Annotated in this window: 12 protein-coding genes; 4 read left to right on the forward strand and 8 right to left on the reverse strand. The window is 40.2% G+C overall.

The genetic code is table 11. The features are described 5' to 3' along the window. Positions 1-303: 303 nt before the first annotated feature. From AC1DO4_RS17790 to AC1DO4_RS17800, 3 genes are all read left to right on the forward strand, one after another. Positions 304-3,168 carry a sensor histidine kinase gene (locus AC1DO4_RS17790; protein WP_477418201.1) on the forward strand — a complete coding sequence of 955 codons (2,865 nt, stop codon included), beginning with the start codon at positions 304-306 and terminating at the stop codon, positions 3,166-3,168. Positions 3,169-3,231: 63 nt separating this feature from the next. Then, positions 3,232-3,861 carry a response regulator gene (locus AC1DO4_RS17795; protein ID WP_477418203.1) on the forward strand — a complete coding sequence of 210 codons (630 nt, stop codon included), beginning with the start codon at positions 3,232-3,234 and terminating at the stop codon, positions 3,859-3,861. Positions 3,862-4,337: 476 nt separating this feature from the next. Continuing rightward, complete coding sequence (locus AC1DO4_RS17800; RefSeq protein ID WP_477418205.1) at positions 4,338-5,132, forward strand: hypothetical protein; 795 nt, start codon at positions 4,338-4,340, stop codon at positions 5,130-5,132. Between the two features lie 146 nt (positions 5,133-5,278). Here AC1DO4_RS17800 and AC1DO4_RS17805 read toward each other — a convergent pair whose 3' ends face one another. The 7 genes from AC1DO4_RS17805 to AC1DO4_RS17835 all read right to left on the reverse strand — a co-directional run bounded on the left by AC1DO4_RS17805 (position 5,279) and on the right by AC1DO4_RS17835 (position 11,183). Further along, positions 5,279-5,449: an OsmC family protein gene (locus AC1DO4_RS17805; protein WP_477418207.1), complete on the reverse strand. Its 171-nt coding sequence runs from the start codon at positions 5,447-5,449 to the stop codon at positions 5,279-5,281. A gap of 98 nt (positions 5,450-5,547) precedes the next feature. Beyond that, positions 5,548-6,444, reverse strand: coding sequence for a helix-turn-helix domain-containing protein (locus AC1DO4_RS17810; RefSeq protein ID WP_477418209.1), 897 nt, complete (start codon positions 6,442-6,444; stop codon positions 5,548-5,550). 60 nt (positions 6,445-6,504) lie between these two features. Continuing rightward, the gene (locus AC1DO4_RS17815) at positions 6,505-7,323 is read right to left on the reverse strand and encodes an SDR family NAD(P)-dependent oxidoreductase (RefSeq protein ID WP_477418211.1); all 819 of its coding nucleotides are present in this window, start codon (positions 7,321-7,323) and stop codon (positions 6,505-6,507) included. Positions 7,324-7,586: 263 nt separating this feature from the next. Further along, a complete protein-coding gene (locus tag AC1DO4_RS17820; RefSeq protein WP_477418213.1) occupies positions 7,587-8,375 on the reverse strand; it encodes an NADPH-dependent F420 reductase in 789 nt (262 codons plus the stop codon). 206 nt (positions 8,376-8,581) lie between these two features. After that, the gene (locus AC1DO4_RS17825; protein WP_477418215.1) at positions 8,582-9,262 is read right to left on the reverse strand and encodes an NADPH-dependent F420 reductase; all 681 of its coding nucleotides are present in this window, start codon (positions 9,260-9,262) and stop codon (positions 8,582-8,584) included. A gap of 567 nt (positions 9,263-9,829) precedes the next feature. Beyond that, complete coding sequence (locus AC1DO4_RS17830; protein ID WP_477418218.1) at positions 9,830-10,177, reverse strand: winged helix-turn-helix transcriptional regulator; 348 nt, start codon at positions 10,175-10,177, stop codon at positions 9,830-9,832. Between the two features lie 562 nt (positions 10,178-10,739). Further along, a complete protein-coding gene (locus tag AC1DO4_RS17835) occupies positions 10,740-11,183 on the reverse strand; it encodes a hypothetical protein (RefSeq protein WP_477418220.1) in 444 nt (147 codons plus the stop codon). A 257-nt stretch (positions 11,184-11,440) separates the two neighbouring features. Between AC1DO4_RS17835 and AC1DO4_RS17840 the strand changes: the two genes are divergently transcribed. Continuing rightward, on the forward strand, positions 11,441-12,046 hold the full coding sequence (locus AC1DO4_RS17840; protein WP_477418222.1) for a hypothetical protein: 606 nt from the start codon (positions 11,441-11,443) through the stop codon (positions 12,044-12,046). Positions 12,047-12,972: 926 nt separating this feature from the next. Here the strand turns inward: AC1DO4_RS17840 and AC1DO4_RS17845 are convergent. After that, the gene (locus AC1DO4_RS17845) at positions 12,973-14,091 is read right to left on the reverse strand and encodes a hypothetical protein (RefSeq protein WP_477418224.1); all 1,119 of its coding nucleotides are present in this window, start codon (positions 14,089-14,091) and stop codon (positions 12,973-12,975) included. Positions 14,092-14,222 lie beyond the last annotated feature (131 nt).

Genomic DNA, 14,222 nt, shown 5'->3' on the forward strand with positions numbered 1-14,222 from the left:
TTGTCTCCAACAAAACCGTCGGAGGATAATGTTCAATTAACCATTGATGTTTCTGCTCTCAACTGGCATCGGCTTGTTGGAGACAACTCCAACAAGGGCAGAGAATTTACACTATTAAGATACTGATTTTCAGCAACATGCATGGATTTTTTCGTCGCTTTTTTTATTTATTTCTTCTATATCCAATCGCTAAACACGTTATATAGCATTTATTTTTATATTTATCAGGCTATACAAAGCCGTACACACCATATCATTGTACATTAAAAAAAGCGGCGTTGTTAAAATTGTGCAGATAATAAAATGCCATTAAAAAGTCTTTTTTTCAAACTTTTAATATTAACGCAGTTTTTATTTTCGGGCGTATACGCCGGCACGCCCTACCAGGTAGTTTACCTGAAAAACTACGGCGCGCCTGAAGGTCTGCCCAGTTCACAGGTTAATTATTTAATGCAGGACAGCCGGGGCTTTATCTGGATAGCCACCGATAAAGGTGTAAGCAGGTTTGACGGGCAGCACTTTAAAAACTTCACATCGGCCGACGGGCTGGAAAGCAATGAATGTTTCCGGGTAGCCGAGGACAATTATCACCGGATATTTTTTTACTGTAATAATTACCAGGTTTGTTATTATGAAAACGGCCTTATACATAAACTCACCCCCACTCAAAAGATATTAGTACTGCCTTTTGCCAATTTCTTTTTTAACCGTTACAATGAGCTTTGTGTAAATTATGGGCTCAGTACCAAAGTTTTTCACTTTCACGAGCTAAGATCAAAAAAACACACCATACAACACCCGGGCAGATATATTTATGGCACGGACGGGGAAGAGATTATCCTGTCTGAAAATGATGTTAACGTACTCGAGAAAGAACTTTCGGCCGGGCAGTTAAGTTATGAAACCGCCAAAACCAATACCAAACCGTACAAATTAGCTATCCGGCAAAATCATCTGTTACTGATAACCAAAGAATGGGTGTATGTTTATCAGTATAAAAAAAACGGGATCATCCCGCTTCATAAAATATCTTTTACCGGCGATATAACTTCGGTTTATCTTACCGGTAAAAATACTTTTGCCGTTACCACGGTGAAACAGGGCACATACATCATTAACTACCTTACCGGCGAACGGAAAAATTATCTTAACAAATACATTACTACCGGTACCCTTATTGACCGGGAAAATAATATATGGTTTGGCAGTTATGACAACGGCTTTTTTTTAAGTACCAACCCCGAAGTAAAGATCATTAACAAAGAAAGCGGCCTGGCTGATGAGGACGTTTTAAAACTGTGCATTGCACGTGGTTACCTTTTTACGGGGCACGTTTTAAGCACGCTGAGTTATATGAAGCTTGGCGCAAATCAAAATTCACCCATTGGTACCTTTTCTATAAATCAAAACCGGTCGGACTTTAACCGGATAACCAGTTTGCGCCCGATTACAGGCAACAGGCTTATGGTTGGTACTGATAATGGTGTATTCGGGTTAGACGTATCAAACAGCAACCCGCTATCATGGCGTGCTACAAACTATTTCACGGGTTCGGTAAAAGATATTATTGAACGGCCTGATACGGTGTACTTCCTCTCACATAATTCTCTCGCCGTGCTGTCAGCTCACCTCAAACATTTAAAAGGGTACCTATTTGAAAATATACGGATAACATCCCTTATATGGCAAAATGGCCGGGTGCTTGTAGGGTCACTTTATGGATTATATGAGTTTATACCTCCCACTGACAATGACAATTTTAAATGTGTACGACTATTGGGCGATAAGGGGATAAAGGTTGTAAAATGCCTGGCTTCAAATAACAATGTGTATGCGATAGGTACCGAAGCCCAGGGCGTGTTCCTGGTGGCAGGCAAAAAAATTGTTCAATTTAATGCGCCTGCTATTTCGTCCGGCAATATCCGCAACCTGGTATGGACGGATGCCAATACCTTATGGGCCTGTACCGCTAATGGCGCAAGCGTTATTAACTTTAGTAATAATTATCAAAATTACCGCGTAAGCCTGCTAAACACCAGCAACGGGCTGCCGTCAGATAACGTTGCCGATGTTGTACAGAACGGCCGTGATTATTATATAGCCACTGATCAGGGCATAGCGGTTACTCAAAATTTAGGGAACGCCAACCTGCCCCGGCCGGTAATGATTAACGACGGGATACCGGGAAAACAAGATAACTTTACTTACGGCCAGCCTGTTGTATTTAACTGCGTTGCCCTATCCTACAAAAGCATGGGTAAAATACAATACCGGTTCAGACTCAGGGGGGTTGATAAAAACTGGAGCATTGCGCCGTCCGGCGAAAAACGGTTTGATCTGTTACCCCCCGGACACTATGAGCTGGAAGCAGTGGCTGCCGACCGCTTTAACCAGCTGAGCCCATCGCTTGTTTTTCAGTTTGACGTTATTCCTTTATGGTATCAGCAGCTATGGCTGCAGACTATAGCTGTTATAGGCGCTATAGTTATTGTTTTTTTACTGGTGCGCAAATATTACCTGTCCATCATCGGCTTACAAAAAAAGGACTATGAAAGCGAGCTTGCCCTGCAGCGTGAACGCCAGCGCATCAGCAGCGAGGTGCATGACGATCTGGGGGCAAGCATATCGGGCATCAAGCTGCGAACCGAGTTGCTGAGCCGGAAAGTGGCCAATCAGCCTGCTTTTAAGGAGATAGACGCCATTCATGAGGCTATCACCGATATATCTACCCAGATGAGGCTAATTATCTGGAGCCTTGATGCCGAAAACGACGAGGTAAGCAACCTGGTTAATTTTATTCATAAACAGGCTGTTAAGATTTTTGAAGCCAGCAGCATCCGCCTTCACGAAAGTACCTCGGTTGGCGAAACCGCAACTTCCATCAGTGGCGAAAAAAGGCGGCAGGTGTACCTGCTTATAAAAGAAGTTTTAAATAATATAGTTAAACATTCGGAGGCACAAAACGCGTTCCTGGCAATCAGCCTTTACAAAAGCCGGCTGCATATCAGCATCCGTGACGACGGCCGGGGCTTTGATCCCGATACGCGCAGGCACGAAACCATGGGCATCCGTAACATTTATGCACGTGCAAAAAGGTTGAACGCCGAATTGAAAATTGACACAGCACCGGGCAAAGGTGCATCCATCAGCCTTAAACTGAACCTTTAGATGATGGCGGTAAGGATAAAGCGGGGATAATTTAGGATATTAGCATTTCATAATACTGCAAGCATGATCCAGATAGTTTTGTTAGAGGATAATTTACATTACCGGCGGGGGCTTGAACAGATTATTCATGACATGAGCGGAGTAAGCCTGATGGGATCATACGCCAATGCCGAAACTTTATTAAAGAAAATTAACGAGCTTAAAGCGGATATCTTTATAGTTGATATAAACCTGGAAGGTATGTCGGGCATTGAATTTATACGGCGGGCCAAGCCGCTGCTGCCGGGTACCGAATTCATGGTATGTACCATAAACGATGACAATACCAATATTTTTGAATCGTTAAAGAGCGGGGCAACAGGCTACTTACTCAAAGAATCATCGGCCGAAGAGATCCGAAATGCGATTACCGAAATTGCGGCAGGGGGCTCGCCCATGAGCGCCTATATCTCGCGCAGGGTGATAGCGTCATTCAATACTGCTGCGGCAAAACCAGCCGCCGTTGCCGCCGAAAACCTGACAGAACGGGAGGTAGAAGTTCTTAACCACCTGGCTCGCGGCCTGCAGTACAAAGAAATTGCCGATCGCCTTGAAATTACTACCGGCACCGTAAAAAAACACATTCGTAATACGTATGTCAAGCTCCAGGTACAAAATAAGGTAGAAGCTATTAATAAATTCCGCTCGATTTAATATACCACTTTTTCAGTATTGCAGAGGCAGAAGGTTAACGCTAATTTAGCATTATAAACTAAAAGGCGATGTTAAAGCTAACTCACCTGTTAGTAGTTTTAAAACCTAAACCTTATCGTAATTTAAATCTCTTAGTCCCTTTGCTGCACACAGAGTTTTCCGTTGTCCGAATGTCATTGACTTCGGACAACGGGGATTGGACAACGGGTTGCCGGTTTATTTTACCATCACGCTGACTTATGCCCTCGCAACGGCTTTCACCAAAATTTCTTCGATATGGTGGTATCCTGTTCTCATTGCCCATTGTAAAGGCGATGACCATGCCGCGCCCACTTTATCCGGGTCGGCTCTCCGGGTTAATTTCGGTCACATTCTCTGTGACCGTTTGTGATAAGGTTTCCTCCAAAAATAAACATCGCTAAAATTCATTATTTGTAAGCCTAAGTTCTTAAGCCGATATTTAGAAAAAAAACGTTGTGAAAATTCGGTTTAAAGAAACTCCCGCCATTGGCGTATTTGGGGATGTTCGTAAGGACATAGAATATTTAGTACTTGGTATGGATGTCAATCAGTATTATATTCTCACTGAAAATAACGAGGTAGGTACGGACATTAAAGATCGATATATAATTACTGACCATACTCGTCCGGAGTTTTGGGTCGAAGAGAATGGGCAAACAGTGCCAGAAGAATGGCTTTGGAAAAACTTTTTTAGTTTAAATGACGAACCGTATTTAGAATGGGATGAAATTTGGTTTATAACGCAATTTGCAAAAGGGCTTGAGAAATTCAACTTACCTGTTTTTCCGCCCCGATTCAAAAAGGCATATGATAAATCTTTTAAGGAAGAATTAGTAAATAATTTCTTAAAAATGGCTTCGGATTATGATTCATTACCGGATAGATATGTGCAGTGGGAATATACATTTGAAAGTTTTAGAAGTAGAATTAATCTCCCTTATTTTCGTTGGGAAGGTAGCACGCCTCAGCATTATGAAAAGATATTAATTACAAGCGCTGATAAAACCGGTTATGATGTAGTAACCGATCTTTTGAAACAAATCGGTAGCCCGTTTGAATATAATAAATCTAATATAGACTTAGATTACTTACAGGTAATAAGAAACAGAATTCTGTTTTCAATTTGGTCAATTTGGGGAACAAAGGATTTTGAGATTTTTCAGTTGAAATATGACAGCGGTTTAAAATCAGATTATATTCTCAAAAAGAACGATGATGTATATCTTTTATCATTTGATTACATTACTTAACGTACTGCGCCTTCTGTGCTGCAAAAATCCACTTTGGCGCAAGTGTTGAGCGGCGGAATGCGCGAGGATCACTTGTGACTTTTGTAAACTAATCACATCGTAAAGCACAGGTCAGCCATTGCACAATCCACAACACAAGACCTGCGCTAAAAAAGGGCTTCCGCAAGCAGTTCTTCAGGATTTGTGCCTTTTTCGTTTGCAGAGACCCGGGATTTGAAACTAAAGGGTGTCTTGTTCAGAATTTTACTTTGTGTGGTCAGTTCACCTTTCCCTTCGTTTATAGTTCCTGACCAATATGCTTTTGCTGTACGCTTCATTTTTTTAAATTAAATTTGATAATAACTTTCGCACTGGACTTGAGTAGGTTTACTACCAGGTGCTGACAATTGAACTAACCCTAAGCAAGATTTCTGTCCTAATTCAATAAACTATCCCTGAATTTATTGGGAGTACTGCCGACCTCTTTTTTAAACAGACGCGAAAAGTAGGTTAGATTCTCAAAACCAAGCGACGACGAGATTTCCGATATGTTCATATCGCCCCCTGTGAGCATATTTTTTGCCTCACCGATCAAAAAAAGGTGAATAAGCTCTAACGCTGTTTTACCCGTTTCTTCTTTAAGCAGATCAGTTAAGTAACGAGGAGAAATATGCATCTTTTCTGCCAGCAAAGCTACAGTTGGCAGCCCGGTACCCTTCAATTTTCTTTCTTCGAAATTTGCAGCAAGTAATGCATTGAACCTGGTTAGCGTCGCCCCGGTTAATTCTGTCCGGTGAATAAACTGTCGTTTATAAAAACGCTGGGCATATTTCAGCATCGAATCAATATGACTGATGATGATCATTTTGCTATGTTCATCTGTATTATTGTTATACTCCTTTTCTATGGTGAAATACAGGTTCCAGATAATATTTTCTTCTGCCGGTGAAAGGTGCAGTGCCTCATTTACCTCGTAGTCAAAATAGCTGTATTTTTTAATTTCACTGTAGAGGGGCGTTCCAGGTAAAAAGTCCTCGTGGATAATGATCAGAAACCCCTTTTCCTCTAGCTCCATATTTTGGAAAAATACTTTCTGCTGCGGTTTGATAAATGACATAGAGCCAAGATCATGGTCGTACTTGGTTTTTCCGTATAGCATTTGCCCTGATTTCAGCTTTTTGAATCCAATGATGTAAAATGCTGAAGTAAATTCAAGTTCGCTGATGCCGGTGCAATTATCCCGTTCGCCGTAAGCCACACTAAAAAGAGGGTGCTCAGGCGGCTTTACACCAAGAACTTCATGCAGTTCGCTGATTTTTTTGAAATGCTTCATATTGTTCGCTATTATAAAAACAGGACCCGGAAAATCCGGATCCCGCTAATGTTACTTCCCTTAACCATGTGCTGCCACAGAAACATCCTGCCATGATTCCCATGTTTTCAGGCGTTCTTCGTAAGTGTATTTTACCCAAGGGTAAACAGTTTTACCCAATAGCAATCTTAATGGCGGATTTTCCGAATCCACCAGGGTAAGTAGCGCATTGGCAGTTGCTGCAGGGTTACCGGAATCTTGATCACCAGCGTGCTCATAAAAATCTTTTCTTATACCATCGTAAGCCGGCATGGATTCACTCAATGCAAGGGAGTTAGTACCGAAGAAATCCGTGGAGAAACCAGCCGGTTCCAGTATGGTTACTTTAATACCGAAACCACTTACTTCGCCAGCCAGTGTTTCGGTAAGACCTTCAATTGCAAACTTAGATGCACTATACAATCCCATTAATGATACCGTATTCAAACCCAAAGCGCTTGACAGTTGAATGATTTGTCCTGATTTTTGCTGACGCATGATGGGCACAACCGCTTGTATAGTCCATAATGAACCCAGTACATTAGTTTCAAACTGCGTCCTTACATCTTGCTCATTTAATTCCTCTACAGCTCCGATATGTCCGTAGCCGGCATTATTGATGAGTACATCGATGCGGCCAAAGTGAGATTTTGCAGTTTCAATTGCTTCAAAACTTGCTTTTTTATCAGTTACATCAAGTTTAAGCACCAAAAGATTTTTGGTAAATTCTTTTGAAAGTTCCGTTAACGCATCAGGGTTTCGAACTGCGGCTACCACATTGTCTCCGCGTTTTAGGAACGCTTCTGCCCAGATCCTGCCGAATCCACGGGATGCGCCTGTTATAAAAATTATTTTTGCCATTATTTTATTTTTAATATTTATAAGGACAAAGTTCGGCGAGTTAATGGCAGCTATTGTGATACAAAAGTAGGCAATAATGAAACGTTTTAACGCTAAAGCGACTTTTAGGCACGCTTGCCTTTTGTGTTTAACGAAAGGTGTTAAGTGTTCTATTAGTTTTTTAAACACATGGATCAATTCCGTATTGCTCCGGAGCACCAGACGCGAAAAGTAAGTCAGGTTCTCAAAACCCAAGTGACGAAGAGCCTTAGTATCTCATGTCTTTACACATTACCTATTTTCAAATTTTTTGATGATCCTGAGCGCATTAAGGCAACTGTTTCTTCATGAGAAGGCGGTCGTTCAGCTTTCATTAATTTGTCTATAATATAATCCCTTCTGGCGGGGGCTGTTCCTTTTTCAGCTTCGGTAAGTGCCCGTTTGAGTTCGTCTGCATTTAGTTCCGTACAAAAAGCTGGAGTTCCCGGTTCCTGCCTCCACGATAAGTTAAGACTTCCCCCATCTACAGTATCAAAGCCTGTTTGATCAACTATTTCAGCGGCTAATTTCTTATGTTCATCGTTATCGGCAGCTACCGATATAGCTATCCTTCCTTTTTCCCCAGCAGCTTTACCGTTATGCTTGAGCGTGTGCCCCAGGACAATATTAAAAACTTTGACAACCGGTCTTCCCAATATTTCGGAAATATATTCACTTTCCGTTTTACCTTCTAAGCCCGGAAGCTCGCCATCACGTAAAGGAGAATAATTAGAGGTGTCCATAATGATAACCTCTTGGGGCACATCCTGCAATAAACTTTTCGGCAGGTCTTTATATGCTTTGAAAGGAATGGACAAAATAATGGCCTCTACATCTTTAACAACGTCCTTAAGTGTTGCAGCATTTGCTCCCAACCGTTCTGCAATTTTGCTAAGCTCAGCGAAATCCTGGGTGTTGGTTACTTTCACCTGGTGTCCTGCATGAGACAATTTCTCTGCCAGTGTGCTACCAATAGCACCTGTTCCAATAATTCCTATTTTCATTTTTTTAATTTTTAATTTTTTGTTGTGCACTGTTTAATTTCCTACATCCCGGTACAAAATCAAGTGCTTAAGTATCGGCTGTTTGTTTTTGCATTAAGGATTTCAGCCTTTATTTGGAAGTAAATAGTCTTTGAGAAGATCCCAATACTTCCAAATTACCTTGCTGTAACATATTGATAGAAAATATTTTAACAATTATCCAACCTGATAAGTGCTAAAATATTCTAAACCAAATGTTATAAAAACGGACGAATTGACTCGTCAGCCATTTCAAGATATTGTGCACGCTTGCTTGCATCGGCTTCTTGTAATGCGGCTGCTAACGCTTCCTTATCAAGATCCTTACAATAGGCGGGAGTACCGGGCTGCTGTCTCCAGGATTCTGAAAGCGATCCACCGTCAATGGCGTCAAAACCAATTTCGTTAATAATTGCCTTAACTATATTTTTATGCTCTTCTTCATTACCTGCAACAGATAAAGCTATTCGGTCAGGGCTTTCTACAGGTGTTGATTTTGAAGCCAAACTTTGCGAAAGAATATTGTTGAAAGCTTTGATTACAGGGTGGCCTATCACTTTTGCAGCCCATTCACTATCCGTCAATCCATCCTTGAGATTAATATTCTCTCCGTCACGTGATGGATAGTAATTACCTGTATCTATAATAATCGCCTGTGAGACGGACAAGATAGCTACCGGAAGCTTTTCCATCGCCGTAGGAGGTACAGCGATAATTATGATGTCTTTAGCCCCTGCCGCCTGTTCTACTGTCACCGGCGTTGCATCGGTTTTTGTAGCGACCTCTGCTAATGATTCCGGTCCCCGCGAATTCGCAATTTTCACCTCATGCCCCAAGGCAGTCAAATGTCCGGCAAGTGTACTTCCAATGTTACCGGATCCGATTATTCCTATTTCCATTTTTAATATATATTAAGTTAATTGTTATTAATCTTTTAAAAACACCGGCGCAATTCTACATCGCGCGGGGAGCTCCTGAGTCTTAGCGTACTGACCTATTTTTTCCAGTCCTAAGAATAAGTCATCGCTGCTGCTGAATTTAGACAACTTCGTTTTTTAGTGGCTCACCTACCTCTGAAACTGTTGTAAAAGTAGATTTAAACCACTTTACTTTTTATAGTAGTTTCCTAAAGGAAAGTTCTTTTTAATTGGTAATTACTTCTGGCTGACAAATACCTTATGTATCCCGCTCAGATCTCTAGAATAGATGGTGCATTGAATGTCACCAACGTTCCTTTTCTAATGTCGTTGAGTTGCTATTTATTAAAGCAAGATGTTAGAATAGGTAGGTGATCCCGGCTGGGTCGCCAGGAATCTTCCAAATAATCTGCATCAAAGGCACCAAAACCAGTTTCTTCAACCAATTTTAGATGTTTGCAGTTTTCAGTATCAACAACATAGACAGATCACTTCTTAATTGACATATCGCTGATTATTTAATCCAATGCTGTTATCAGCAGGCAGGTACTAATCCGCAAAAACAACCTTTTTGTGATTTGCACCCCAATCCTTTAAAGAATATATGATTGGGGTTAACGTATCTGCATATTTTTCCAAAGTATATAAAATCTTAACGGGGTACTCACCTACAACAGTGCGCTTTAGAAGTTTGTGCTGTTCAAGTTCCTTAAGTTCTTTAGCCAATACTTTAGGGGTTATTCCGGGGATACTTTCCTGTATGTCGGTAAATCGGTCGTTGCCAACACCCACCGAGATAATAATGGGTAGTTTCCATTTGCCGCTGATCACGTCGAGAGCATCCCGTACAGGCTTCACTGTATTCAGGCAATCGCAGTGTGTTTTTTTCTGAGCCATAATATTCGATATAAACAATTTTACTTTCCTTTGGGAAATGACTATACAAAGGAAAGCAATAGATGGCAACTTTGCAATAATTCATTGAGTAATAACTCTAAAATTAATACGACATGAAAAGATTAGAAGGAAAGGTTGCCATCATCTGGTTATTTTGATCCAGACGGGAGATGCTTCCGCTGTTCGAATGTCTCCGACTCGAACGACTATGCCTGTAGTTTACAAAACCCGTATGTATGGCAAAAGTAGCGCACAGCACAAGTAGTCTGTAGACTACTTTACATATTGGTTCGAAGTTGGAGACATTCGAACAGCGGGTGTTTTCTCCCCCAGCGGGGGAATAGCTTTGTAGAAAAAAACAAAAATGGGGCTCCGTACCAGAGGTACGGAACCTTAGGTTGCGTACCTTGCTGTCGGTAGTCTTCCGCTGTTGGCTTAATTTATTCGGTTTATCATGCTGCTTCCGATTGTTTTTGCTTCAGTAGTATTAAAGACTCCACCCGATTCACCAACTGCTACAGCTAGGAATTGATGTAATCCAACCGGGTATCCCCCTGATTGGCTACATTTTAAATACAATTTTCCAATTTGTTTTATTTAGATCGTTCTCCGAATAGTTGAGAAGTTTAAGGTATTTACCCTGATGAACTAAGTCATCGATGGAAAAGCGATTGTTATATTTCGTTAGTGTATCCGTTGAAAAAATATACAAAAATAGTCTTTTAGTTTTCCCTTCTTCAATATAATCATGCCATGCTTCCCTCCCACCTAAGATAGTTATATCAAGTGATGAATCTGGTTTTAAAATCTTATCATCTCTTATAAAGTAGGCAATATTGTTTTCTTTTAAATTCTTTTCAACATGGTTTGAATACAGTAATGATATCGTGATTTTCGATTTATTCGTTATTGAAAGGTCATGGTTAACTATAACGTCATAACATCCATAGAAAATGCAGCAGATTGCTACGACAATTGAAAATTTTAAAATTGGTCTTTTTATCATATTGTTATAAATCAATGAAATCCAGAGGCAAATCCCCCCAAAGTTAGTCGATTTAGAGTACATTTAGTGAGACAGTAAAGCTGCGTACATGTCGAACATTGATAACTTGTAAACAAATTAAACCTGGATAAAAATGGAAAAGCGCAACTTGGAAGCTTTAGTAATCGATATCACGCCGCTACGCCGATTAACTAAATTAATAATATTATTATATTTTGTTTTGTCATTATCTTGTTCAAATCAAAAAGGGATAGCTAATGGATATATCGTATTTAAATCTTGGTGAAGAGATAACACCCCAGCAAGCTGAGTTATTAAGCGCCTTTAATAAGGTATATAGCTTGCCCAATGGTTTAATTAAAAAAGAAGAAACATATTATAACAATCAGCTTTCTCGCGTAAATTATTACAGAGACAATGGAGAAAGTGAGGAAGACGCAAAAGCAATTTTATCAACGTTAGGGGTGTCATACGGAATAAGAGAAAGAGAAATTTATAACGGCTACATAATATTAAAAGAAAATGCTTACGCAAACAATCAGCAAACAAAGAGGTGGAAATTTCTAAAGGATGCCGAAGACAGAACGATCTGCATAGAAGAATTAGATATAAATACGAATCAGCCGATTTTTGCAGACACGTTTAAATTTTTGGGTGAATATTTCGACGAAAAAAGCACGGAATATTGTAAGTTTTATTATAAAGAAAATGGTGATTTTTGGTTTTGTGCTTATAACTATTTCGATGAATATGACAATGATGAATTCGAAATTGAGCGGCTGCCATGGATAAAAGAGCGATTTAAATTGACGGATTCTATGTATAACTATTATTTAACAGCTGATTTTCTACCCCCCCATTAGCTGACAGATAATGGCCATTCTGCGAAAAATAAAAATGTGCAGTCAGGTCGCTAACCATTGTAAAGTAATGTCCCCAAAGCTGGCGCACGCGTGTCGCGTGTGTCCAGATTGCTTAGCACAATTATTGTCACTTACAAAAAAGCCAGGCACGGTTATGGTATTTTGTATAAAGCTACAATCATTCCTTTAACATTAATCAACGCACAAAAAGCCCGGATGAACTTAATGCATCATGGCTTAAAAGATTGCTTAGCAGAGTGTTTACCCCCTCTCCGAAGTCTTCTGCTGTTCGAATGTCTCCGACTTCGAACTACTATGCCTGTAGTTTGCAAAACCCGTATGGATAGCAAAAGTAGCGCACAGCACAAGTAGTCTGTTAGACTACTTTACATATTGGTTCGAAGTCGGAGACATTCGAACAGCGGTTTTTTTTTTGCAATAGGGATAGAAGTGGATACCGGCCAATGCGGATAAGGCCTGCGCAGTATGATCCGACCAGTTGGCGGACCGGGCCGCGGGTATTGCCATTTATTTCGCCTCCGCTGTCGCAAGGCTCCAGCCTTGTGACCCACATGCTATGTATGTGCCAAGCCTTTACGTGGGCACTATGCTAAGCAATCAAAATATTGCAGCTTACAAAAACATCTATCAAAAAAACAGTTGCAAAACTTCCAAAATATAATCCTCCCGGATTTCTGAATTTATAATTGCAGCTCATACGTTAAAAATACAAAATCCCGGATGAAAACAAACATCCGGGATTTGCATATTCAATACTTAGCATTCGAACTACAGGCCAGGAGGCCTGCAGTAGCGTTCAAAAGCCCTTGCGACAGCGAAAAACGCTTGCTGTAGCTGGGGGTAAAAGAAAGAGATTTTTTTTCATTTAAATGTATTTGGAAACAACTATACAAATTGTTGAATGACTAATTTTTGGTTGAAATTTTATTGAGTAACTCCACCTGTTTGATCAATTGATTTATTTGTTCCTGTTGTTTGCTCAGCAATTCAGCCTGTTCTTCTTTCTTTTTATGTTCATCAATCAGATACAGTGTCAACTCTTCCACTTTCTTCATCAGCAGCTTATTTATCTCTCCCAGATTCAAGCCTTCTTTAGCAATTTGCTGTTCTGATGGCACTTCAGGTAAATGTTGATTCTGATCGATATAGGCTTTAACGTCCTCAAGAGATGACAATTGATAGTCCTTTTTGAAAACATAGTCAGGCCATGCTGAGTTAAGTTTCACTGTCATGGAAGTGGCGATGGCGCTGCCATTTACCGCTAATTTATATCCTTTGCTGTCTGAGGTTCCGATGGATACATTCCCTCCAGCTATCCTCATTTGTAGATAATTAGGAAGATTCGCACCGGTAACTGTATAATTTGAACCTCCTGTAGCTGCACCGTTGTAAAAATTAATTCCTGCGCCATTATCTCCTCCATTATCCATTTTGATCGCGCTGAAATAATTTGACCCACCATCTCCATAAATAGTGTATGTACCATCAGCGTTATCTTTTATAGCTCCCCCTAAAAATAAATTTGTAAAACCATTAGCAGGAATCCGCAAACATGACAGATACCCAAATGAATTCATCGAGATCACTCCATTAACATCAAGCCTGGTATTAGGAGTCAGCGTACCTATACCGATGTTTCCAAGTGCTGTACCGTCTGTTTTCGTTCCTAAGATTGAATTACCATTTAACGATTTAATAATATCAAGGTCACCACCAACTGCGTTAAGACCTACACCGTTTCCATATTGATAGACACCTCTGATGGCCCAATTTTGAGCACCCGTGATACCGGATACTCCAACAGGAATAATGCGTACGACATTTTTAGCACTAAAACTTGGATTGGGATCCAAAATGGTTTTTATCGTACCACTTACTACCAATTTTTCATCAGGTGTGGTTGTGCCAATACCTACAGAATTAGTAGTTGAAGTAATAGTGTTTGTTCCATTAGTTGTCCATTGGGCATGAACTAATGATGAAAAGCTTAAAAATAGAGATAGTGAAAAGATGAGTTTCTTCATGATATAAGGTGCCAAAAGTTTAATTAAGATATGTGTATAAAGTCAATCTGTATTAGATTGATACTATGTTGTTAGAGAATGAATAAAATCCGTGTGATTGAAGCCTTTCTGAAGGTTAAGGGCGGGGATTT

The sequence above is a fragment of the Mucilaginibacter sp. P5_A6 genome, from assembly GCF_056400585.1.